This window comes from Ruegeria sp. HKCCD4315, assembly GCF_013112245.1.
In the GTDB taxonomy this organism is placed as follows: domain Bacteria; phylum Pseudomonadota; class Alphaproteobacteria; order Rhodobacterales; family Rhodobacteraceae; genus Ruegeria.
The window spans coordinates 390,555-414,663 of record NZ_WVRN01000002.1; the positions used below are offsets into that span (position 1 = coordinate 390,555).

Annotated in this window: 17 protein-coding genes; 13 read left to right on the top strand and 4 right to left on the bottom strand. The window is 55.1% G+C overall.

Going from position 1 to position 24,109, the window contains the following annotated elements; translation table 11 throughout:
• Nucleotide 1 precedes the first annotated feature (1 nt).
• From GS646_RS19715 to GS646_RS19770, 12 genes are all read left to right on the top strand, one after another.
• Nucleotides 2-2,014, top strand: coding sequence for a dynamin family protein (locus GS646_RS19715; RefSeq protein ID WP_171094730.1), 2,013 nt, complete (start codon nucleotides 2-4; stop codon nucleotides 2,012-2,014).
• 8 nt (nucleotides 2,015-2,022) lie between these two features.
• A complete protein-coding gene (locus GS646_RS19720; RefSeq protein ID WP_171185509.1) occupies nucleotides 2,023-3,765 on the top strand; it encodes a dynamin family protein in 1,743 nt (580 codons plus the stop codon).
• A gap of 51 nt (nucleotides 3,766-3,816) precedes the next feature.
• Nucleotides 3,817-4,218, top strand: a complete 402-nt coding sequence (locus GS646_RS19725) for a hypothetical protein (protein ID WP_171185507.1) — start codon at nucleotides 3,817-3,819, stop codon at nucleotides 4,216-4,218.
• Between the two features lie 23 nt (nucleotides 4,219-4,241).
• A complete protein-coding gene (locus tag GS646_RS19730; protein ID WP_171185505.1) occupies nucleotides 4,242-5,114 on the top strand; it encodes a hypothetical protein in 873 nt (290 codons plus the stop codon).
• 66 nt (nucleotides 5,115-5,180) lie between these two features.
• Complete coding sequence (locus GS646_RS19735; RefSeq protein ID WP_171185503.1) at nucleotides 5,181-7,223, top strand: dynamin family protein; 2,043 nt, start codon at nucleotides 5,181-5,183, stop codon at nucleotides 7,221-7,223.
• Nucleotides 7,220-8,506: a dynamin family protein gene (locus tag GS646_RS19740; protein ID WP_171647207.1), complete on the top strand. Its 1,287-nt coding sequence runs from the start codon at nucleotides 7,220-7,222 to the stop codon at nucleotides 8,504-8,506. The genes GS646_RS19735 and GS646_RS19740 overlap by 4 nt, the downstream gene beginning before the upstream one ends.
• Before the next feature lie 339 nt (nucleotides 8,507-8,845).
• A complete protein-coding gene (locus tag GS646_RS19745) occupies nucleotides 8,846-11,023 on the top strand; it encodes a serine/threonine-protein kinase (protein WP_171185499.1) in 2,178 nt (725 codons plus the stop codon).
• A gap of 202 nt (nucleotides 11,024-11,225) precedes the next feature.
• Complete coding sequence (locus GS646_RS19750; protein ID WP_171185497.1) at nucleotides 11,226-12,278, top strand: FHA domain-containing protein; 1,053 nt, start codon at nucleotides 11,226-11,228, stop codon at nucleotides 12,276-12,278.
• A 3-nt stretch (nucleotides 12,279-12,281) separates the two neighbouring features.
• On the top strand, nucleotides 12,282-13,064 hold the full coding sequence (locus GS646_RS19755) for a PP2C family serine/threonine-protein phosphatase (RefSeq protein ID WP_171647205.1): 783 nt from the start codon (nucleotides 12,282-12,284) through the stop codon (nucleotides 13,062-13,064).
• A 21-nt stretch (nucleotides 13,065-13,085) separates the two neighbouring features.
• Nucleotides 13,086-14,348, top strand: a complete 1,263-nt coding sequence (locus tag GS646_RS19760; protein ID WP_171185492.1) for a transporter substrate-binding domain-containing protein — start codon at nucleotides 13,086-13,088, stop codon at nucleotides 14,346-14,348.
• A gap of 44 nt (nucleotides 14,349-14,392) precedes the next feature.
• Nucleotides 14,393-15,499 carry a transporter substrate-binding domain-containing protein gene (locus GS646_RS19765; RefSeq protein WP_171094749.1) on the top strand — a complete coding sequence of 369 codons (1,107 nt, stop codon included), beginning with the start codon at nucleotides 14,393-14,395 and terminating at the stop codon, nucleotides 15,497-15,499.
• 190 nt (nucleotides 15,500-15,689) lie between these two features.
• On the top strand, nucleotides 15,690-16,724 hold the full coding sequence (locus tag GS646_RS19770; RefSeq protein WP_171185491.1) for a glycosyltransferase family 2 protein: 1,035 nt from the start codon (nucleotides 15,690-15,692) through the stop codon (nucleotides 16,722-16,724).
• Between the two features lie 469 nt (nucleotides 16,725-17,193).
• On the opposite strand, the gene GS646_RS19775 is transcribed toward GS646_RS19770, so the two are convergent.
• From GS646_RS19775 to GS646_RS19790, 4 genes are all read right to left on the bottom strand, one after another.
• Nucleotides 17,194-19,407 carry an NADP-dependent isocitrate dehydrogenase gene (locus GS646_RS19775; RefSeq protein ID WP_171185490.1) on the bottom strand — a complete coding sequence of 738 codons (2,214 nt, stop codon included), beginning with the start codon at nucleotides 19,405-19,407 and terminating at the stop codon, nucleotides 17,194-17,196.
• 208 nt (nucleotides 19,408-19,615) lie between these two features.
• Nucleotides 19,616-20,668: a tetratricopeptide repeat protein gene (locus GS646_RS19780; protein WP_171647203.1), complete on the bottom strand. Its 1,053-nt coding sequence runs from the start codon at nucleotides 20,666-20,668 to the stop codon at nucleotides 19,616-19,618.
• Nucleotides 20,669-20,756: 88 nt separating this feature from the next.
• A complete protein-coding gene (locus GS646_RS19785; protein ID WP_171185488.1) occupies nucleotides 20,757-21,815 on the bottom strand; it encodes an ABC transporter ATP-binding protein in 1,059 nt (352 codons plus the stop codon).
• Nucleotides 21,812-22,618, bottom strand: coding sequence for an IclR family transcriptional regulator (locus GS646_RS19790; RefSeq protein WP_171185723.1), 807 nt, complete (start codon nucleotides 22,616-22,618; stop codon nucleotides 21,812-21,814). Before GS646_RS19790 ends, GS646_RS19785 begins: the two co-directional genes overlap by 4 nt.
• 140 nt (nucleotides 22,619-22,758) lie before the next feature.
• On the opposite strand from GS646_RS19790, the gene GS646_RS19795 reads away from it, so the two are divergent.
• Entirely contained in the window at nucleotides 22,759-24,018 is a 1,260-nt protein-coding gene (locus tag GS646_RS19795) for an ABC transporter substrate-binding protein (protein ID WP_171185487.1), read from the top strand.
• The last annotated feature ends 91 nt before the right edge of the window (nucleotides 24,019-24,109 follow it).

The window sequence follows — 24,109 nt, forward strand, 5'->3', positions numbered from 1 at the left end:
CATGGCGCGCAACGATCACCTTTTGTCTGTCGGCAACGAAGCACTGGCACCGATGACCTCTGCCATGACGTCGCTGACGGCGCAGATCGATCAACTGACTGAGGTGGCTGATGCGCGCTCCTCGGCACGTCTGGCGACCCTCAAGACGCGGATGGAAAATTTCACCGCCAGCATCACAATGGTGGGACAGGTCAAAGCAGGCAAGTCATCCATCGTGAATATTCTGGCCGGGCGCCCTGCCCTGCTGCCGTCGGACGTCAACCCGTGGACATCTGTGGTCACGACCCTGAACATCAACACACGCCCGCCGGGCGACACCAAAGCCAAGTTCACATTCTTTGAGCAGGAGGAATGGGACAACCTGATGGTCGGCGGCGGTCGTTTAGGCGAACTGGCGAACCGGGCTGGCGCAGATGACGAAATGGATGACATCCGCCGTCAGATTGGCGAGATGAAAGCCAAATCAGAAGAACGCCTTGGCAAGCATTTTGACCTGATCCTGGGTCAGAGCCATCAGTACGATCACTTCGACGAAGAACTGATCCAACGCTATGTGTGCCTGGGCGACGAAGATGATCCGGATATTGATCCGAAAACCGGTCGATTTGCCGACGTCACAAAATCGGCTGAGCTTTACATGGATATTCCGCAATATCCCATCGCGCTGAAGCTGTGTGACACACCGGGTGTCAACGATACATTCATGGTGCGCGAACAGATTACGCTGCGCAGTCTGCGCGGGTCTGAGGTTTGTGTAGTCGTCCTGGCTGCAAGCCAGGCGCTGACCACAATGGATATGGCTCTGATGCGCATTATTGCGCAGTTCGAAAATCGACAGATTGTTCTGTTCGTCAACCGGATTGACGAGCTTTCTGATCCCGTCAACCAAGTTCCAGAAATCCGCGATCGCATTCAGGATACACTGAAGCAAAACAATATCGACACCAATACAAGCGTCGTGTTTGGCAGTGCTTTGTGGGCCGAGGCAGCCTTGACCGGAAACCCGGACATTCTGACCGAAGAGTCGCGCGAAGCCCTGAACACATTCTATTTGGCCGCAGGTTTCGGTGATCAAGCTGCATCGTTGGACAAGATTTGGGCCCTGTCCGGCCTGCCCGATCTGCTTTTGGCTATCAATGAGCGTATAGCCGAAGGCGCAGGAACACGGCTGATGGACCGCGTGCGTCACCGTGCACGCAATATCGCAAGCCAAATCCGAGCCACAGCAGTGGCGAAAAACCTGTCCGAAGGTGAAGGTGTTACCAGAGACCTGGACGGCGTGTCACCAGAAGACGCAATCAACACCGTGTCGGCGGAATATGAAAAGAAAGCGGCAGAACTGACAAATGCCCTGCGCGACAAAGTGCTGGAACGTTTGAACTCGGCTGAATCCAGCTTTGTCAAACGCGCAACAGACTCTTTGATCGCCCATCTTGAGAAAAACGGCGAACAAGGTACGTGGCAATACGACCCTGCGGGATTGCGGACGCTGCAAAAGGCAGCCTATTTCAGCTTTGCCCGCGCGATGCGCAAAGACGCCGGGGCGCTATATGCCACCGCAGCTGCGGATGTCGAAGCGTTGTATCACAAGATTCTGGGCAATCATCTGGGTGAATTCAGCATCGAAGCACCCATCGTACCCCGTGTTCCACCTCCGCTGGGCATTGGCCGGACCATCGCGCTGGACTTGCAAAGCACCTGGTGGCGTCGATGGTGGCAAAGACGCAAAGGGTTCGAGGCTTATGCTGCAGACTACACACGTCTGATCGCGTCCGAAGCCAACTCAATCACCAAGGACATTGAAGAAAACCAGATTGCCGCGGTGCTTGAAAACGTCCGCGCGACTCTGACGGACTTCATGCGCGAGCAGAAAGAAACACTGCTGAGCATTTCGGCATCGGCTGACAAAAATGCAGGCCAAACTGCAGCGGCGATGGCGGGTTTGCAGCCTCAGAAATCCAAAGATGAGATTCTGGGTGACATCCTAAAAGATCTAAGCAACGAAGCGGCATAAGTAGAAAAATGGCAAAAGATTCACAAACACGCTTTGTTTCGCCGAAGGCATGGGAACGTATCGAGCATTGGTCCCGCCGCAAGCCGGTTTTTGCCCTGATGGGCGAATTCAGCGCCGGCAAGTCCACGTTGATGAACTTTCTGCTGCGAACGCAGACCTTGCCGACGCAGGTCACCGCGACCCAATTGCCGCCGGTCTGGTTTAGCTGGGGCAATCGCGCTCCTTACGTCAAACGTCACGATGGAAGCATTGAAGTCATTGAGCTGGACGACCTTGAGAGCGTTGGCGTCAACGATGCACAATTCATACGTGTGTTTCTTGAAGCCGACATTCTTGAGGCGGTCGACCTTATCGACACCCCCGGTATCTCGGATCCAAAAATCTCAACTGATGTTTGGCAACGCGCCGTTGGCCAGGCAAATGGCGTCTTGTGGTGCACCCATGCGACCCAAGCCTGGCGCGAGACCGAGCGAGCGACTTGGGTTTCCTTGCCCGAACGCCTACAGCACAACTCGCTGCTTTTGATCACACGGGCGGATGCGCTGAACATCAAAGACCGTCAAAAAGTTCTGCGCCGCGTGAACCGTGAAGCGGGCCACTTGTTCAATCGGTCCATTCTGTTTTCTGCTCGCGATGCGATCGTCGCCCGCGACAAAACCGGTGACGCCGAAATGTGGTCGCGTAGCGGCGGCGGAAAGATGATCGACAGCTTCCTTGAGATCACAGAGCAGATCATGGAAAACCGCGCCGACCAACTGGCCCGGTATCAGATCGACAAGAGTCAACCGGATGCGCCGAAAGTGCAACCCGTGCGGCCAGCGCGGAAATCGGACGGAGAGGTACAGTCAGAAGCCGCACCGTTGCGGTTGGTCAACCCAGTGGACTCGGTAGCTCAGTCAGAACAGGATGATGCTGCGGTCGTCACAAGCTTTCCCGTTCGCCCCGCCAGAGTGGAACGACGCACGGACGAAGCCGAACGCGTGCGTATCAACGCGGAAGAGGCCGAGCGTTTGCGGGCCGAAATGGTCTCGGAACCCGAGCCGCCGACGCTGGAAGAACCAGATACAAGCGATGATCTACGTGCCTTTTTTAAGGACACATCGAATGATCCGCTGGAACTGACCAGTGTAGCCGGGTTGGATGACACCGTCGATGAATTCGACTTGTCGGGCGGTACCGATTTCGACGATGAAACTGACAATCTTCTTGACGAGAGCACCGACATCGAAGACGTCAGCGCTGCGGCTGACGAGGAAGATAAATCTGAGAATGTTCTGGCTTCGTTGAACACAACCTTGCAACACGAAACGTTGGATGAGGACGCTGCGGTGGATCACATCCGAGACGTCGAAGAACCTGAAGATCGTGGGATTGAAGTCTCGGTTTCGTCTATTGCTGCTTTGATGGCAGCCCAACCCGGAAACAATGCCGACGATTATGAACCGGAGCCCGAAACCAGCGGGCTGATTGAAGCTGCCTTGCCGGATCAGGTGGACGCGAATATTGCAGTGCTTGGGGAATTGCCAGAGGTCGCGGTTGGCTCACCCCTGAGCGCATCGGACATGTGGCGTGAGATTGCGAACAGCGCGGATCTGCCCAAGGATGCAGATGGGCTCAGAAACGTGTTCCAAGCGTTTTTGGCAGAGTTCGACCAAATCGCGATCGAACACAGCGAAAAGCAGACAAAGGACGCATTGCAACCCATTCCAAAAGCCAAAGAGAACAGCGCAGCAGAGTGGCACGTATTGTAATGGAAGCCGAATCGATTTAACAGAAACACTTTAATAAAAACAAGGACTTAAATGTCTATTCGGGACGCCTTGAGCACAGCGATCGAAACAATACCCGACTGCATCGCAGCCGGGTATATCGATATGGAAACCGGGATGTTGCTGGGCAGTTGCGTTTCGGAGCCAGACAGCACGGAATCTCTGGATACGTTGGCAATCGCTGTGGCCAACCTGTTTCAAGGACGCGGTGTGGCTGCGTTCGAGGCGCTTTTGCGTCAGGCCGGGGTCGAAGAGTCGGAAAACGCAGGGTTTGGGGAAATCGCAGTGTTTTCAAAAGATCGCCTTAATATTTTCCTGCGGACCAAGGAATATCCTGATCACGTGGTCTGCTATATCTGCCGCAACAGCGCAAATGTCGGGTTGGCGCTTACAAAATCACATCTCAGTCTGGGGCCGGTCGCGGCCGCAGTTTGAACGGGACCAGAGGGGGTCACGGTATGATGGACACTGACATTCTGGACATGCTTGAAGACATCGGGCGGTCCTCGGTTGCGCGGCTGTCACCAGCGGTAACGATCGCGGGCGAGTCCGCTGCAGCGAGGCGTAGCGCTGTTTTGCACGCTATTCGTGGTACTGTTCTACCTCGTCGGCTGGAATTCACGGCTTCTAATGGTGCGTGTCTGGCCATCGAGGTGAACAGTTCACGTGTCACAGATGTTTTCCAGGTGCCGTCTGGACCGAAGCCTGACTTCGAAACCGAAGGGCGCGGTGAGTTGGTCGAAAAACTGGCTCAACTTGTGTCTGACATCGCGAACGCCCCTGCCCCGCTTGAAATGATGTCCGGCAAACCGGATTCAGATCTTGAGGCAGACGACGTTGGCTTGACCTACAGTGAAATCGAAGGGGCCTGCGCTGCCATCGAACTGTCTGCTGAACCGATTGTTTCGGTGGTGCCGGATGTGGAGATGCTCACGGAGGACGAGCCTCTGCCAGCTCAGATGGAAGATACAGAAACACTTCTGGCACAAAAGTTTTTTGACGGTGCCAGGCGTTTTGCATCTGGCCGTGTTTTGATCGACAGTGTGGAAAAAACCGCCCTGTCCTGTGCGGACTCTTGTCAGCCTTCCGAAGATATGCATCCCGACCAGAACGTTGTAGCTTGTTTTGCTGCGGATCTTGCAGGCTGGGATAACGACACTCGGGACGAGTTTGACGGCCCCCACCTTATCGTCATGCGCCCATCTGGAGGTAAGGGTGCTGGAATTGCAGCGCTCAGCGACACCGGGCAAATCGCCGTTGCCATCCACGACGCGCGCAAACTGGGGGCGGTCGTCAGTCTGTGGACGTCTTTGCAGGGGGACAAGGAATGACTTCCCTCCGAGCATTCAAATTTTCGATTAATTCAATCCGATTTTGTGTGACCAAGGTAGTGAGTAATGAGTGAAACACATCGCCGCGAGCTTATCCGCATCGCAGAAGACATGAACGAAACCAGCAATGATGAAACGCGTCATTTCATTTCGCGTATCATCGGAGATCTGGGAAGTCTGAAGCCGTCAATCGCCTTTGTCGGTCAGATCAAGGCTGGTAAATCCCGTCTGATCAACGGGTTCACGGGGCAGGCAGAGTACCTGCCATCGGACGTCAATCCATGGACCACCGTGATCACCGATATGCATTTCGGGCATCCATCCGGTCGCACCGATGGGGCTGAATTTCATTTCTTCGACAACCACCAATGGCAATCCCTGATCGCCGAAGGTGAAGAACTGCGTAACATGTTCCCCGATGACGAGGACAGCTATAAGCGCGAGATGATCGAAGAACAGGTCGAAGCCATGAAGACCCGGGCGCGCCTGCGTCTGGGTGACAGCTATGAGCAGTTGTTGGGGCAACACCACGATCTGGATGAACTGAACTCAGACGACCTGGCGCGTTACGTCTGCGCGGGCGATGATCCTGCTGAGGATGGCAGCGTTGACCCAGGCAGTGATCGGGGACTTTACAGTGACATCACCCGGAAGGCCGAAGTCTATTTTGACATCGGGCATTTCCCGTTTCCCTTATCTGTAACGGATACTCCGGGGGTCAATGACCCCCTGCTGATCCGTGAAGAGATTTCGCGCCAATACCTCAAGGAATCTGATTTCTTTGTGGTGGTTCTGTCCGCACATCAGGCTTTGTCGCGCGCAGACCTGAAACTATTCCGTCTTATGCAGGCTTTGGAGCTTGGCCAGATTGTTGTGTTCATCAACCGAGTTGATGAACTGGGCGACGGCCCCGAGGATGCGGCCAAGGTCCGTTTTGATGTTCTGGACGGGTTGGAAAAAGCGCTCGGCAATTCTGATATCGATGTGCTGATGGGCAGTGCTCAATGGGCGCACTATGCTTTGACCGGCGATGAGACCGGTGTGAACCATGATCATGTTCTGGCGTGGCTGCGGGCGCATCCGGAACAGATGAAACAATACCTAAACGGCGTGGCCGAAATTAAACAAGGCCCAGGTCCGATCAGTCGAGAGGCTGTATTGCGCTTTGCAGCAATGATCGCCTCTGGTCTGCCTGATCTGCGCCGGCACGTCACCAAAGCCCTCACTGACGGGCCAATTGACGAACAGCTTCGTATGGCATGGCAACACCTTGACAGTTTCGCAAGGGGCGAGCTTGAGCGATCACAGGTTCATTTGCGTGCGTTGAAGGACGAAAACAGCTCGGGTACGCGCAACACTGAAGACAGTGACAAGACGCTTGGCGAATTGCGCAAGTTGGTTGCCGATAAGACCCAGGACATCACGCGTGACATGGATGATGTCCTGTCCAATCTGCGTGGTGTGATGGATGACACGGTTGCTGAATCCGTCTCGGCCGTGGTGCGTGGACCAAATGGTCAATCACCTCTGCTGGCCAAGGGGGGTGCAACTGAGCTGAACTTTACCCCGTTGCGCGAACACATGCGGGAACTGGTGCAAGGTGCATCGCAAGTGGTCCGCCAGCGTATGCTAAGCGAACTCTATGCGATCGACATGCAATGCAACGCTGCTTTACGCGCATTGCCGGGTTGGCAAGAGCCCGTCGACAATCGCATGAACACCAGCGCAGTTCGCTGGTTCAGGCCAGACACCACTGCCCTCACCCGTGGAATTACGGTTGAATTGCGTGTAAACTGGTTGTCGCGCCTGATCTCGCGCAACAGTGTCGTTACGCGGGCCGAACGAATGATTGTGCAAGAGTTCGAACTGATCGGAGACGATTTGATCGACACCACACGAGACAACTTGCTGGAACGGCTGAACACAGTTTTGGATCACTATGTCGCGCTGTTGGCGGGCCATTTTGAACACCGTTCTGGTGCCGGTGAATTGAATGCTCAGGCCGAAGCACAAGCTGCATTCGACAGAGCACGCCGAATTGCTTCGGATCTGGAGAGCGTCTTTGGAGCTGGCAATGCGGACGAACGACAAGCAGAGGCTGCGGAATGATTGAATTTCCCGGAACCGAACAGGAAGTGCACCAGCTGGAGCGCTTTCTGACCGCGACTGAAAAACTGTCGTCGGACGAGACTTTGGAGGATATGCGCGCAAGGGCTCTGGCCCACGCTGAACGGCTGTCCAACGCGGTCAATATCGGGTTTGCCGGGGAATTTGGTGCGGGCAAGTCGAGCCTCGCAAACATGCTGGCCGGTGCAGATATTCTGCCCACCGGTCCGCAACATCTGAAACTGCCGCTGGTGATTGTAGCTTACGCCGAAACGCCTGAAACAACTGTAGGCTGGTGGAACAAAGAGCCGAAGACATATTCCGGTATCGCCCTTGAAAAAGCGGCGGCGGACGAGCCTGATTTCATCTCGGTGGGGATCAATACGCCTGCGCTTAAGGAAATTTCCCTGTTTGATCTTCCTGGTTCGGGTGCTTTGGATGACACCTATAAGAATACGCTGGATCTGCTGAAATTTGTCGACTGCGCCATCTGGTGCACAAACGGTACAAACGCGTGGCGAGAGACCGAGCGCCACTTGTGGTCGAAAGTGCCACCTGAACTACGCTCGAATAGCCTGCTTGCTGTGACGCACGCAGACTTGCCGCCGGTACAGGGATCACTGGACCGCGTTTTGGCTCGACTTAACAAGGAAAAGGAAGGGATGTTCCGCGAGGTCGTTCCGATTGGCACTCCGGTGGCGGTGAAGGCAATGGCCCAAGAGCCGGAACCCGACTTCGCTCTATGGGAGACGTGCGGTGGACAGAATCTTGCCGAACAAGTTCTGGACGTAGCTTCGAACCGGCGTCGCAGCGACCTGGAGGCCGCTCGGAAAGACTTGCAGGATGAATTCCTGCCGTATCTTCAAGAGCTACAGGGACCCGAACCGGAACCGGCTCTTTCGGACAATGCAACAATGCAATCCGCGTTAGGCTCCGCCCTGCCCCCCTTGAACAACCCCATTCTTGAAGACTGGCTAGCTGCGATTGCAAGCATTTACGAAGATCTGCGCGAGTCCTCGGATATTGACCCTGCCGCCTTCTTGCAAAGCTGTCAGGAGATTGTCGAAGACTTTGCGGAGCGGCTGGAGCAAGGGGGCGAAATTGACCCGGATGCGGATTGGATTCCTGCTGAGTTTGAAAAGGCGACCGACTTGCTTTTGTTGTTGCAGTTCGAAAGCGGCGATGCGCCATTAAAGGATGCAATCAGCATACTTGCACAGTTGGGAGACAACCTGGCATGGGCCGGTAGCACGGTTGCCGCAGCGCAGTCCAAAACCGGAACCTGATAATCTCCCGTTAAGATTGAGCGCGACAAAGCGATTCGAAGGGCCGAGGAATCGGCCCTTTATTGTTTCGAATTCGTAGACCAAACTGCTAAATTTGGGGTGTACGTTTTCAATGCCGTCGCCCCATTTATCAATATATAGATATTTTGACCCTCAAATAACTATATATGCCATAGATCGTAAAACGATCCATAGTGAAGCCATCAGGCGGCCCCAATAAAGTCAAATTTGAAACGTCTAACCGTTCTTAAGTGTCCTGCGGTTGTTTTTGGTTGTGAGTTCGTGGGCTGTTGGCCCTGTTAGATTTAGCCGCAAAACGAGTAGAACGGGCGGATTGAAATGAGCCACAACCAGGCTGTCGGTGCGACGCACGACGAACCAAAAATTGAAGGATTGCAACCGGGCGCAAAATTGCTGCGCGGTCAGTATGAGATCCTCCGCTTTCTGAGCAACGGGGGATTTGGGATCACCTATCTTGCGCGCGACAGCCTGGAGCGCGACGTGGTGATCAAAGAGTGTTTCCCTGGTGCTTTGTGTCGGCGCAACGGTGATCTGGTCGAACCAAACGACCCCTCTTACAAAGAAGACCTGCGCGCGATAATTGACCTGTTTATTCAGGAAGCCCGCAATCACGCACGCCTTGTGCATCCCAACATCGTCGATGTGCATCAGGTGTTTGAAGACAATGACACCGCATACATCGCGATGGATCTGATCCGCGGCTGCGATCTGCTGGATTATGTTGAAAACCCGGAAAACGATGCAGGCCCCGATTTCATCGTGCAAGTCACGGAGAAGATGCTGTCTGCCGTTTCGTTCATTCACCAAAGCGGCATGTTGCACCGCGACATTTCACCGGACAACATCCTGATCGATGAGAACAGCGATCCGGTCCTGATCGACTTTGGCGCGGCGCGGGAGCAGGCTGCAAACAAATCCGCGGCTTTGCTCACCCTTCGTGTCATCAAAGACGGTTATTCTCCGCACGAATTCTATGTACGGGGCGCCGAACAGGGCCCGAGCAGCGACCTGTATGTACTGGCTGCAACGCTGTACCATGCCATCAGTGGTGAACGCCCGGTCGATGGTCAGAGCCGCTTGAACGCCTTTAACAACGGACAGGACGATCCCTATACCCCCCTTGCGGGTCGTTTCGAAGGGTATCCCGACGGATTCCTTGAAGCGATTGACAAGGCGATGGAAGTTCACACGACAGATCGCTTGCAGACAGCGCTGGATTGGTTGCGCATGTTCCGCGGCCCGGGTGTTATGTTTGATACCTTTGCCTATCGCCCGGTCTCGGTGATCGTGGGCATGGACCGGAAAGACAAAGAAGAAGAAAAGGCGCGGATCAAGGCGGAAAGTGAAAACGCCGAAGCCGTCGTGACTGCGCTGCTGGCTGGAAACTCCGATATCGTTGTTGGCAACGACGACAAGAAGAATGAGGATCTGGCAAAACTCACCGTGAAAGAAGAAACGCCTGTCGCTGTCGATACTGTGGTTCAAAGCGGTTCTGGCGGCAGCGGCAAACTGATCGCTGGTGTGGCAGTGGTTGCAGTTGCTCTGGCGGCTGGCGGTTATTTTGCGATGTCTGGTGATAAACCTGAAGCACAGATTGAGGCACCGGCTGCACAAGCTACCGACGAAGTGCAGACAGCCGGAGCTGCAGCGTCAGCAAGTGAGGTCACCAGCACAGTAACAGAAGAGCCCGAAGCTGAAATCGCAGCAGTGCCAGAGCCAGAGCCAGAAACTGCACCTCTAGCAGAAGAGCCTGTCGAGCAGGCACAAGCCGAGACTGCGGAGACAGTTGTCACAGAAACAGCGCCCGTAACCCCTGACACGTCGGAAACCGAGGCTCAGGTCGCTACCGTCGCAGAGGCGGAACCAGAGGTCGCTGCATCTGGTGCTACTCCAGCGGAACAGCAGGTATCTTTTGCCCATTGGGATGTAGAAATTCCTTTCCAGACGTCTCGCCGTCGCGGTTCGACAGGGCCTACCATCGCTGTGACCGGCCTCAATCCAAATCAAGACATGAGTGTGATTGGCGATTGGGTGCAGCGCGGCGCAGTGATCTTCACATTAAACGGAAAGCCCATCCGCGAGGACGCCACTTTTGCTGCTCAGGTATTGGACAAGTTGAGCATCGACCCAGACGGCTATACCCGTGTGGCCGCCCGCTATCGTCCGCTTGGACAAACCCGGGCACAAAATGGGCTGCTTGCCCTGCCAGTGGTGCGCTCGGTCGGGCTCGAGAACGGTTACACCTTTACCGTCAGCAGTTCGGATGATGAGGGCTGGAAAACTGTGGTGGAATCAGTTCCGTCCGACGCCGCAGGCGGCCTGCAAAGAGGTGACGTCCTGCTGAGCGAAAGCCAATCCCGCATGAACCTGGATGGATCGGAAAGCCTGGACGCGATGCTTGTAGAGCTGGTCGCTGAGGGTCAGCCGGAAGCTAATCTAACCGTCCTGCGCAATGGTGCAGAAGCCGCTGCAACCATGCAGCTTGCACAGGAGTGATCTGACCGGTTCGTTTGTGATCTGCCAGTGTGTGTTTGCTGAGGGTGGCAGCCAGTTTTGTCACCCCGGCGGGGACCGGCCCGCCGCAGAGAGTACCAGTTCCCTTGAGTACCCGATGAGTGTCTCCGCGCTTGAGTGTGCGGGATAAGTAGCAGCCTACGGCACAGGAAATTCGTGCCGCCAAATCAAAGGTGTCGACACCATGTTCAAATACAAAAGCCCTCTGAGCCGGCTTCTAGAAGGTGCCGGCAAATCCAAAGAAGAAGATACTTCGGAAACCACAGACGCGGTAGAAACCCCTGCGGCTGAAGGCGAAAATCAAGAGCCCATTGCGGACTTTAACGCTCTGCGGGCGGCGCTGGCTGGTGGGAACATGACGTCCGAGTCCTACGAGGAAACGGATGAACTGATCCCGGAAGAGAAAATGCCCGAATTCGACGAGGCTGAGGCCGAGGTCGCTGAAAACGTCGAAGAGTCCATTTTCGCCGAACACACGGCAAGCGAGGATGACGCACCGGAAGAAATCCTGACCGCTGAGATCGCTGAAGAAGAGGAAGCGGTCGAAGACGAACAGATCATCACCTTGCATATTGCCGATGACCCGGCGATGACCCCTGTAGAAGTGACCTCAGCAAGCACTGTGGTTGAAACGGTGGAACCGGAAGCTGAGGAAGCCGCGCAGGAGGTGGTTACCGAAGCTGCAGAGGCCCCGCTGCAAGAGCCGGAACAGACCGTTGAACCGGTTGCTGAGGCAGTCCAGCCTACGCCCCCTGTCGCTGCCCCCGCTCCGACGGAAGACCGCCGTTCGCGCGTCAAAACAACCTTCCTGGGTTTTGAGCGTGCAGATACGCACGTGCAAGAGTTGATCGAAACCTCGGAACCCGTCGCCAAGACTGAAGCCGCACAAGAGACCTTCCCCGTTGGCTGGCTGGTCGTTACGTTCGGGCCCGGTCGCGGTGCCAGCATCACATTGACCGAAGGCCTGATGCAGATTGGCCGAAATGATGACCAGGCAATCCAACTCGACTTTGGCGACACCGGTATCTCTCGTTCGAACCATGCCGTCATTGCCTATGACCCTGAAGATCGAAAGTGTTACCTGGGTCATGGCGGCAAGGCCAACCTTGTACGTCTGAACGGCAAGCCCGTGCTGAGCACCGTGGCCTTGTCCAGCGGTGATTTGATCCGTATCAGCGAAACCTCCATCCGATTTACAGCCTTCTGCGACGAAGGTTTTGATTGGCGGGATTCCTGATAGATGCTGGCAACTCCGGCATATGATGTTGCGCTGATCCTGAACCAGGGTCAGCGAGAGACGCAGGAAGACGCCATCGCGGCGCGCATGTTCGACGCGTCAGATGCGGGCTATGTCGTGATTGCCGATGGTATGGGCGGTCACGACGCCGGTGAAGTCGCGTCAGAAATGGTGATTTCAGCCTGGCGTGACGCGTTGGACGCAGAACTTGAGGCCAAAACGCTGAACGAAGGATCCGCGATTGATGCCCTTCCATTGGCGGCCATGCAGGCAAATGCAGCGATCGCCAATCATAACGAGGCGCAGGGACAGGGCTTTAACATGGGCTCGACCTTGTTGGGTGTCTTGCTTCTGGGGCAGCGCGTTTTCTGGATTTCCATCGGGGACAGCCCTTTGTTTCTGTTCCGCGACAACACGTTGACGCAGATCAATGAAGATCACTCAATGGCGCCCGTGATCGATGCGAAACTAAGCGCGGGAGAGATCACAGAGGCTGACGCGCGCGATTTGGACCGTAACCAACTGACATCCGTGATCATGGGTGGCGGTATTCCCAAAGTAGATTGCCCCGAACGTCCCATGCAGGTGACACCAGCGGATATTCTGATCCTTGGCAGTGATGGCCTGCAGTATCTCAGCGACGCCGAAATTCAATCGGTTCTGAGCAAGCACCAACACTCTCTGGCTCAGGATATCGCCGAGGCGTTGCTGTTGGCGGTTCAGACCAAAGACGATCCGGATCAAGACAATCTGTCCATCGCTGTCGCGAAATTCACAAGAACATAATCAGGCAAAGCAACAGGACCCATGAAAAAGCACCTCATCATTTCCAGCCTTGCTCTTGCTGCCGCCACCGGCGCAGCGTCAGCGCAAGAGGCTTGTACCAGCTACGAAATCCAACGTGGTGACAGCCTCAGAGAATTGGCGATTGAAGTATACTCGACCGAAGACTTCCGCATTATCTTCGACGCCAACCGTGACGTCATTGGGTCGAATCCAAACATAATCCGTGTTGGCGATGTTCTGGAGTTGCCGTGTCTGGAAGATGTCGGCCGAGCTCCGGCCCTTGCCGATACCGAAGCAGAACGTCTTGCTGCGGAAATGGCAGCAGAACTGGTAAAAGCCGCCGAGGAACGCGCCGCAAAAGCTGTGGCTGAGGCCGAAGCCCGTGTGGCAGCAGCCGAAGCGGAAGCAAAGAAAGCCAGTGAAGAGGCAGTCGTCGAAGCACGGGCCGCAGCCAAAGAAGAAATTGAGGCCGCCCGATCAGAAGCCGCTGCGTTGATCCGGAATGCCGATGCAGGAGAGCGTCCGGAAATTCGGGACCGGCAGCTTTTGTTGATCACCGGCGGGAACTATGCCCCCTTTACTGACGAAGCGCTACCAAACCGTGGGTTGTATACCAACCTTGTTGAAACGGCCATGCTGCGCGCTGCACCGGAACAGTCCTACAAGATCCAGTTTGTGAACGACTGGTCATCTCATCTGGATCTGTTGATGCCAACACTAGCATTTGACGGAACCTTCCCTTGGTCGCGCCCAAACTGCGAAGAGCCTGAAGCCCTGTCGGAAAGCGATCGCTCGCGCTGTGAAACCTACAACTTTTCGAACCCGTTCTACGAAGTTGTGGACACCTTCTTTGCCTTCGAAGGCTCGGGGTATGAAGAGGCGCTGAGCTATGCCGACTTTGCAGGCACAACGATTTGCCGTCCCGAAGGTTGGTCGACCTCTCACATGGACGCCGTCAGCCTTTACGAGCCGATCATCACTTTGTTGCGTCCGGTTTCGCCCGACGATTGCTTTCATGCGGTGATCGAAGGCCGCGCGGATATTGTCGCAATCGAAGCCCATCTGGCGGTCGAAGCAATCCAACGCCTGGGATACGAACACCGCATCATCGAAAACCCCAACCTAGCGGCGATTAAGTCGCTTAACGTCATGACCCACAAAGATAATCCTGATGGGGAGGCGATCCTTGAGACGCTTAATCAGGGTCTGGCAATCATGCAGCAATCCGGAGAGTGGCGCGACATCGTGTCGACCGCTCTGCGGCATCAAATGGAAAATGGATAAGGCCCCAACTGGCCTGGCAAAACTAAAGTCTGGAGGACGTGGACATGTTTGAATTCAACCTTAAAAAAGTAGCCCTGTCGGCCACCGCCGTTACAGCACTGACTGCTGGTGCAGCCGCAGCGCAGGAAGCTTGTACCAACTACACCGTTCAGGACGGCGACACGATGGCGACTATCGCAATCGCAGCCTATGGCACCTCGAACTATCAGCCGATCTTCAACGCGAACCGCAACGAGATCATCAACCCGAACGCTCTGGAGCCGGGCCTGGTACTGGCGCTGCCTTGTGAAGACGGGAGCCTGCCCAACGGTCGGACTGCTCAAGAAATCATCGCAGAAGAAGAAGAGCGCGCGGCGAGTGTCAAGCGTTCCAACGTCTATGCGCCTCCCATCAAGATGGTTGCCGGTAACGGCTGGGAGCCGTTTACAACCGAGAACCTTAGCGGTGGCGGCATCATGACTCGTCTGGCGACGACCAGCCTTCAGCGCGCGGGTAACCAACGCGATTATTCGGTCAGTTTCGTTGATGACTGGAGCTCGCACCTTGATACCCTGTTGCCACTTGGTGCGTTTGACATCTCCATCGCTTGGACTATCCCAGATTGTACGAACCGCACATACGAATGGTCAGCTGAAACAACCGCGCGCTGTACCCAGTTTGTTGCTTCGGTTCCAGTTTACGACATCGTTGGTGGCTTCTTCACCCTGCCAGAAAGCCAGTATGCTAACGCTACGGATTTCAAGGATTTTGAAGGATCCACCATCTGCCGGATGGCAGGTTGGAGCATGGTTGTCCTGGAAGAAGTCGGCTTGAACCGTGAGAATACAACTGTTGTCCAGCCGAATTCCGCGCGTGAATGCCTGGATGCGGTTTTGACCGGCACGGCCGATGTGGCCGCGTTCGAGGTTGATCTATTCGCATCCACAATGAACGACATGGGTTTGACCTCGTCTGACATCATTGAAAACCCCTATGTTTCGACGCTGTCATCGATGAGTTTCCTTGCGCATCGTACAAACCCGTTCGCGCGTGAGTATATTGCGATGATGAACAAAGGCCTGAACGAAATGCGCGAGTCCGGCGAATGGTACGCGATTATTTCAGACTCGCTACGTGAACAAAATGCAAAACTGAACGCAGCTTCGAACTGATCCCTCGGTTCAGCTGAAACTACGGGCCGGTCTTTGAACCGGCCCTTTTTTCTTTCAGGAAGCGTCCAATTTCTTCGGAAGACAAATTTTGGCCGTTTATCTGCTGCATAACCGCCTCATAGGCACAGCATTCTGAGCCTGAAGCGCAATCATCATTCCCCTTGCGGGACCGCAAAAGCATGAGTGACGCATGATACAAGGTGCCTTGGATCTTAGGAAAAAATCGGTCACGCCTGTGAACAGGCCGGACCTGGATATTGCCGTGATCTTACCGTGCTACAATGAAGCGATTGCCATTGGTGAAACCGTAAAACAGTTTCGTGCCGCCCTGCCTGAGGCAGTCATTTACGTATTTGACAACAATTCCACAGACGACTCGGTCAAGATCGCGGAAGAGGCTGGTGCGCTGGTCTTCTCTGAGCCTTATCAGGGCAAAGGCAACGTTGTGCGCAGAATGTTTGCCGATGTAGATGCTGATGTCTACGTCATGGCGGACGGAGATGCGACGTATGACAGCTCGGCTGCTCCGGACTTAATCAACCTGTTGGTTTCGCAGAACCTGGACATGGTCAATGGCGCGCGCGTGAATGATCAAACGGACGCTTACCGTCGCGGACACAAATTCGGGAATGCCCTGTTCAGCGGGCTCGTGAAGTTCTTTTTCAAAAGCAAAATCAACGATCTGCTGTCCGGTTATCGGGTTTTCAGCAGACGTTTTGTCAAAAGCTTCCCGGCTGTATCCAACGGGTTCGAGATTGAAACCGAACTCACCGTACATGCGATGCAGATGCGTATGCCAATTGGCGAAGTAGAAACCCGCTACTTTTCACGACTGCCGGATTCGAACTCCAAACTGGCCACTTTTTCGGATGGTTGGCGTATTTTGAAGATGATCGGCCTTCTGATCAAAGACGAAAAACCCATCTCGTTCTTCTTGTCCTTGGCCGTGTTGGCTTTCGTACCTTCGCTGTTGGTCTTTATTTCGGTTTTCCGCGAGTTTCTGGATACAGGGCTGGTTGACCGGATTCCATCACTGGTCGTTGCCGTATCGGGGTTTGTTGCTTCGATGCTGTCGATTGTATGCGCACTTATCCTGCAATCTCTTGCCCTCGCACGGCGAGAGGCGCGCCGCATGTCCTACCTTCAGTATGAAGGTGTCGCTGCCTCAGGGGTGAACCGGATGCAAACTTCCCTTGCAAAAGCCAAGTCACGCAAATTCGCCTGACGGGCAGCGTATTTTCAAAAATTGGTTTACTCCACCCAACAGCGTTTGCGTGCTCTGTATCTCCGTGTCGGTTGTTACGGACTTTTCACGATCTCGGGCTTCAAAAAGCAAAATGACCAGCACCCCAAATGCTGGTCATTTTCTGAGTGAGTGATATAGCCCTAAGGCCTCACCAGTGAAATTCTCTGTTACCACACATTTAACGTAGTGTGATGGTCGCAGCTATTGGGGGAATCCCGTAGGTCAGTGCAGTTTCACTCCATCGTATTGAAAAGATTTGCTAATTTTATTCCACCTGTGTTCTCGGACTTCTGTGAGTTTCAAACGAGCACCCGAGACCTAGAGAAAGCTCCAATTTTTTGTGACACCATAACTTTGGGCTGACCGAGCCCAAAAAATAGGGGCCGCACTGTGTGCTGGCCCCTGGTGGCATACAAGGCAAATGCCTAAGCACCTGCTGTTATTTTGATTAGCCGATAATCGCGTTCAGTGTTGCACTGGGGCGCATCACAGCGGCCGTCTTGGCCGGGTCTGTGTGATAGTACCCTCCCAAATCCGCAGCAGCACCCTGAGCAGCAGCCAGTTCAGACAGAATTTGCTCTTCCTTCCCTGCCAGTTCGTCTGCTAAGGGCGCGAATTCGGCTGCGAGTTCGCCGTCATCGGATTGGGCTGCCAAAGCTTCTGCCCAGTAGCGTGCGAACCAATAGTGGCTGTCGCGGTTGTCCGGCTGACCCACTTTACGGCTTGGCGAACGGTTGTTGTCCAAGATGCCCTGCGTTGCAGCTTCGGCAGCAGCACCCAGAACACCTGCCTTGGCGTTGCCTTTGCTGTCAGCAAGGAAGTTCAGAGATTCACCAAGAGCACAGAACTCTCCCATCGAGTCCCAGCGCAGGTGGTTTTCCTCAACCAACTGCTGAACGTGCTTCGGAGCGGACCCTCCTGCCCCGGTTTCAAACAATCCGCCGCCATTCATCAGTTTCACAATCGACAGCATCTTGGCAGAAGTGCCCAGTTCGAGGATCGGGAACAGATCGGTCAGATAGTCCCGCAGCACGTTGCCGGTGATGGCAATCGAGTCGTTGCCCGCCGTGATGGTTTCCAGCGACTGGCGGGTGGCTTCGCGCGGGGCCATGATCAGGAACTTGTCGGCAACGCCAGCGGCCTCGAGCGCCGGTTTGACGTATTTGATCAGTTCGGCATCATGGGCGCGGTTTGCGTCCAGCCAGAAAATCGCCTCGGACCCGGTCAGGCGCTGACGGTCCATCGCCAGTTGGATCCAGTTCTCGATCGGTGCTTTCTTGACGGTGCAGGCGCGCCAGATGTCGCCAGCCTCGACCTCGTGGCTATGCAACGTTTCACCATTCGCAAGAACGATGCGGATCGTACCATCGGCAGGGGCTTGGAACGTGGTCGGGTGCGAGCCATATTCTTCGGCCTTCTGTGCCATCAGGCCGACGTTGGCGACTGCACCTGCGGTCGCTGGGTTTAACGCGCCGTTGGCTTTGAAGAACTTGATGGTTTCGTCATAGACCGGCGCGTAGCAGCGGTCAGGGATCACACAATTGGTGTCACCCTTGGCGCCTGTCTCATCCCAACCCTTGCCGCCTGCACGGATCACGGCAGGCATAGAGGCGTCGATGATCACGTCTGAGGGCACGTGCAGGTTGGTGATACCGCGATCTGAATCAACCATGTACATCGACGGACGATCACCTTTGATCGCATCGATGGCGGCCATGATAACGGCGTTGTCTTTCACACGATCCAACACGTCACCCAGGCCCGAATTCGGGTTCACACCCAGTGCGTCCAATTCGGCACCGAATTGCTCAAACACCGGGGCCAGCCACGCTTTGACGGCATAGCCGAAGATGATCGGGTCGCTGACCTTCATCATCGTCGCCTTCATGTGCAGCGAGAACATGGTGCCGTCTTTCTTGGTGTCCTCGACAGCGTCGGCCAAGAAAGAAGACAGGGCCTTGACCGACATGAAGGTAGCGTCGGCCACAGTGCCTTCTTCCAGCGGCCAGGCGTCTTTCAGGACGGTTACGCCGCCGTCTTTACCAACGAATTCGATCTTTGCGTTACCGGCCTGAGCGGCGCTAATGGTCGCTGACTTTTCGTTGGCATAAAAGTCGTTGCCGGTCATGGACGACACTTTGGTTTTGCTGTCCGAAGCCCATTCACCCATCGAATGGGGGTTCTTCTGGGCATAGTTCTTAACCGCACGCGCCGCTCGACGGTCGCTGTTGCCCTCTCGCAGAACCGGGTTCACGGCCGAGCCCTTGATCGCGTCATACCGCGCTCGGATTGCTTTTTCTTCTTCTGTGGCCGGTTCTTCAGGGTAGGCAGGAATGTCATAGCCTTGCGACTGAAGCTCTTCGATGGCGGCAACCAACTGCGGAACCGAGGCCGAGATATTCGGCAGCTTGATAACATTGGCGTCGGGTGTTTTTACCAGATCCCCCAAAGCGGCCAGATCGTCGGTGATGCGCTGTGCATCTGTCAACTTCTCGGGGAAGGTTGCCAGAATGCGCCCAGCCAGTGAAATATCCTTGGTTCCAACGCTGACGCCCGCAGCAGATGCGAACTTGCGGATGATGGGCAGGAACGAGGCGCTGGCCAGCTCGGGCGCTTCGTCTACAATGGTATACAATATGTCGAAGTTCGATTTATCTGCCATATTCTTTTACCTTTTTTAAGCCTTTCGGGGCGTGCGATCTAAGAGTTAAGGGCCGCAATAGCGCGGCGCGGGAGGGGCGCGATCACGATACCGCCCCTGGGTGACTCTGTTTTGACAGGGCTTCCCTTAAATCAGGTTTGACTTGGAATCAATTGCCTACATGCGCGCGTTTTGCCACGGGTCGGGAAAACTACTTGCAGCCCTGCCCTCATTTGGCTTGGGGGCCAAGTGACGCGAACCCGACTTTCTGTTCCAATCGGCGGATGTGATCATCAATTGCCTTGTTGATATGTTCAACTGCACCCTGTCGGGCTTGCGGGTCGACGGGGACGTCAGCGCCCTCAATAATGTCCATAAGAAGCCCCAAAGAGTACGGACCGCCTTTTGCCAAGAATTGCTGATACTCTGCACGAGCGAGATCTGTTGCACCCAAAGCAGCAAAGGAATGGCTTCGCGTTACCCACTCAGTACTCTGCCCATGGACTATGTATCCAAGCAAAAGATCCATCGTTCTCAGGACCGATCCTTTTTCGCCCCAGTCGATTTTGTTCTCTGCTTTCGGATTCGGGGTAAGCGCTATTCTTGATTCAGCCGCATACAAGGCTTTGCCCAAATCATAGCCATGACGAAGTTCATACGTGACGCGGACGCCGTGTGCCCATGGTTGATCCGGCCATTTCGTTTCAGCTTTCGTCAACTGGGACTCAAAGTCCTCGGCGGGCATAGCCTCGTATAGAAGATTCAAATACCGGACGCCGACATCTTCATAGCCAGGATCTATCTCCAACACCTTTTCATAACCTTCCAGCGCAAGAGAAACTTCACCCCATGCTTGCATCTGCTTTGCCACGATGAACAAAACACATGTGCTATTGGGTCGGATCTTTTGTGCCTGTTCAAAATCGGCCCGGGCACCGGCTTTGTTCTCCAGCGCGTTCTTGGAATAGCCGCGCCAGATGAGTGTAACCGCATCTTCAGAATTCAAGGACAACGCGCGATCCGCGTCTTCAATTGCCCGCTGATAGTGCCCGTAACAGTGCAAAGCCTGCGCCCGTTTGGCGTTGTAGTCCTGACGCGCCTCCAACGGTTCGTCATTCAGGTCAAGCAGCGCAGTGCAGGCCGGAATAGCCATTTCTGATCCACCGCTCATTCCACAGGCGGCGCGCAGTTTGGCGTAGTCCCTTTCCGCTTTCGAAGGCGCGTTGAACGCCAGTAACAATGTCGAGAAAACGACGATCAACGCGGCAAGGCGAACGCGCATAGTATCCTCAAAACAAATACGTTTCTACCATAGGTAGTTGCTTTGAAGGCAGCAAACAAGCGTTGCGGATCAGCCAAACGTTAAAACGCTACCGAAACCTTTGCCCTGTCTCGGGGTCGAACACCATGGCGCGTTCGGGCAGGATTGAAATGCCGATCCGGTCACCCGTTTTGCTGCGTTGATCGTCCCGCTCCTCGACAATCAGTTTGTCGCCATTTGGTGTCAGCAGATAGGAATAGGAAACGCCCCCTAATGCCTCGGTTAGATCCACTGTGCAGATCTCCGCCGACCGGTCGATCTGGATATGTTCCGGGCGCATCCCCAAAGTTACTTTGCTCTGTCCGGCAGGAACCGTTGCAGTGATCGGCAATGGCTGAGCCAGGGCAGGATGGGTAACGTGCCCATCGGCATACTCACATTCCAGGAAGTTCATCGCGGGTGAGCCAATAAAGCCGGCAACAAAGCGGTTGTCGGGATCTCGGTAGAGGTCCATTGGGGCACCCACCTGCTCGATACGACCATCGCGCAGGACTACGATTTTGTCGGCCATAGTCATCGCTTCTACCTGGTCGTGTGTCACGTAAATCATGGTAGCGCCGATTTCCTGATGTAGACGCGCGATCTCGACCCGCATCTCGACCCGCAACTCGGCGTCCAGGTTCGACAAGGGTTCATCAAACAGAAAAACCTCTGGTCCGCGAACAATGGCCCGACCGATTGCAACCCTCTGCCGTTGACCCCCTGACAGAGCCTTGGGTTTACGCTTGAGGTATTGATCCAGTTTCAGAATGTTCGAAGCTTCCTGAACCTTCTTATCAATCTCGGGTTTTGCGACACCGTTCATACGCAGGCCGAACCCCATGTTTTCGGCAACCGTCATGTGCGGGTAAAGCGCATAAGTTTGAAACACCATCGCGACCCCACGTTTTGCAGGGTCCATATGCGTGACGTCCCGCGCACCGATGTGAATCTGACCTTCCGAGGTCTCTTCAAGCCCCGCAATCATGCGCAACAAAGTGGACTTGCCGCATCCCGAGGGGCCAACAAAAACGCAGAACTCACCATCGTCGATCTGCAGGTCGATCCCGTGAATGACCTGCGTCTGACCATACCGCTTGATCGCCTGGTTCAGAGTTACTCCTGTCATGTCACTTGCATCCTGTCATTGCTATGGTTTGGACCTGTTTCGGGAAAGCGCCATGCCTGCGCTTCGGCCCCGATCTGTTCAGCCACGCGGCGTAGACGCGGCACCCAGGCTTCGAGTTGTTTGAAATTCATCCGTTCCGTCGAGCCTGTCACGGAAATCGCGCCCAGCATTCGATTGTTCGACGTCAATACCGGGCAGGCGATACATATGATGCCGGGTTCGTGTTCTTCGTCGTCTACCGCAAATCCCCGGGTTCTTATCCTATCAAGATCTTCGCGCAGCGCTTGTTCGGAAGTCAGGGTTTTTTCGGTGAAACGGTGATAGCTTTGCTGAGAAATCACCCTGTTCAGCGCGTCTTCCTCTAAAAACGCCATCATCGCCTTGCCGACCCCGGTGCAGTAAGCTGGGCCGACTTTGCCAGCTTGCGAATACATTTCTATGGGCTGCGCCGCATTGCGTTTGTCGACATACAGGACTTGCCCCGAATCGAGCTGTGCCAGGTGCACGGTTTCCCCGGTTTCCCGGCTCAGCCCATCAAGAAACGGGCGAGCAATCGGCGCCAGAGAACTTTGTGTCCATGCGGCATGGGCCAGCCGAACCAACCTCATTCCAGGCGCATAGGTTTGTCTGTCCGGGTCGTAAGACAACATTCCCTGATTCGTCAGGGATTGAAGGAATCGGTAGAGCGTTGCCTTGGGAAAGGCACTGCTGTCCAGCAGTTCAGAAAACCGCACAGGGCGTTGAAAAGCCGCGACGTGATCCAACACGTCACATGCTTTGCCTATGGTTCCATCACCTGACACGGGCCTGTGTTCTCCTCCGCTTTCCATCGCTTCCTCTCGATGGGTCTTGACAAGACTAACCGAGTCGATGTGTAGTTTTCAATATATAAAACTTGGTTTCAATATTTGGAACCTCACATGGGAGCAACAGGGAGGAGACCATGTATTCCACTTTCAAGCGCACAACGGCTGCGCTGGCGCTTGGCGTCGCAATGGCGGCGCCAGCAGCTGCGGAACTGACCGGAGAGCTGCGCATTTTCCTGGACACGTCTAACCCGGCGCCGCGTGCGACGATGGAAGCGATGATCGAGCGGTTTGCGGAACAGCATCCAGGTTTGGAAATCGAAACCACCGTGATCGACCGCGAAGCTTATAAAACGCAGATCCGCAATTTCCTTACGGCCGACACTCCGGACGTGGCCACTTGGTACGCCGCCAATCGCATGAAGCCGTATGTTGAGGCTGGCCTGTTTGAAGACGTATCAGACCTGTGGGCCGAGCCTGAAATTGCCGAGAACCTGGCTTCGACCAAAGGCGCGATGACCATCGATGGCAAGCAGTGGGGTGTGCCATACACCTACTATCAGTGGGGTGTTTATTACCGCAAAGACATCTTTGATGAGCTGGGCTTGAGCGAGCCGACGACCTGGGAAGAAGAACTGGCCAACTGCCAGAAGATCGTCGATTCAGGTCGCGCCTGCTATACCATCGGCACCAAGTTCCTGTGGACCGCCGGTGGCTGGTTCGACTACCTGAACATGCGCACCAACGGGTTTGACTTCCACAACCAGCTCGCCAATGGCGAAATCAGCTGGGAAGATGATCGAGTCAAACAGACCTTCGCCAACTGGAAACAGCTGATCGACATGGGTGCGTTCATCGACAACCACCAGACCTATAGCTGGCAAGAGGCCCTGCCCTTCATGGTCAATGGCGAAGCCGCTGCTTACCTGATGGGCAACTTCGCCGTTGCGCCGTTGCGTGATGCGGGGCTGACGGATGATCAACTGGACTTCTACCAGTTCGTTTCCATCAATCCCGACGTCGAATTGGCCGAAGACGCTCCGACAGACACGTTCCACATCCCGGCCAATGCGTCCAACAAAGAAGCCGCACGTGAGTTCCTGCGCTTTGTGGTTTCGGCAGACGAGCAGACCGAGATCAACAATGGTGCAAACCTTGGTCAGCTGCCTGTGAACGCGCAGTCTTCGGTGGATGACGACAAGTTCCTGCAGCAGGGCTTCCAAATGTTGTCATCCAACAGTCCGGGCGGTGTCGCTCAGTTCTGGGATCGCGATGCTCCGGCTGAAATGGCCAAAGTGTCGATGGAAGGCTTCCAGGAATTCATGGTCAAGCCGGACAATGCTGATCGTATTCTGGCGAAACTGGAACGCGCCCGTCAGCGCATCTACGACAACTAAGCGGATCGGGCCGGGCTAATTGCCCGGCCTACCTATCCCCTGAAATATAGGACGGGCTTCAGTCCGCCACCCCTTATCGCCCGGAACACCA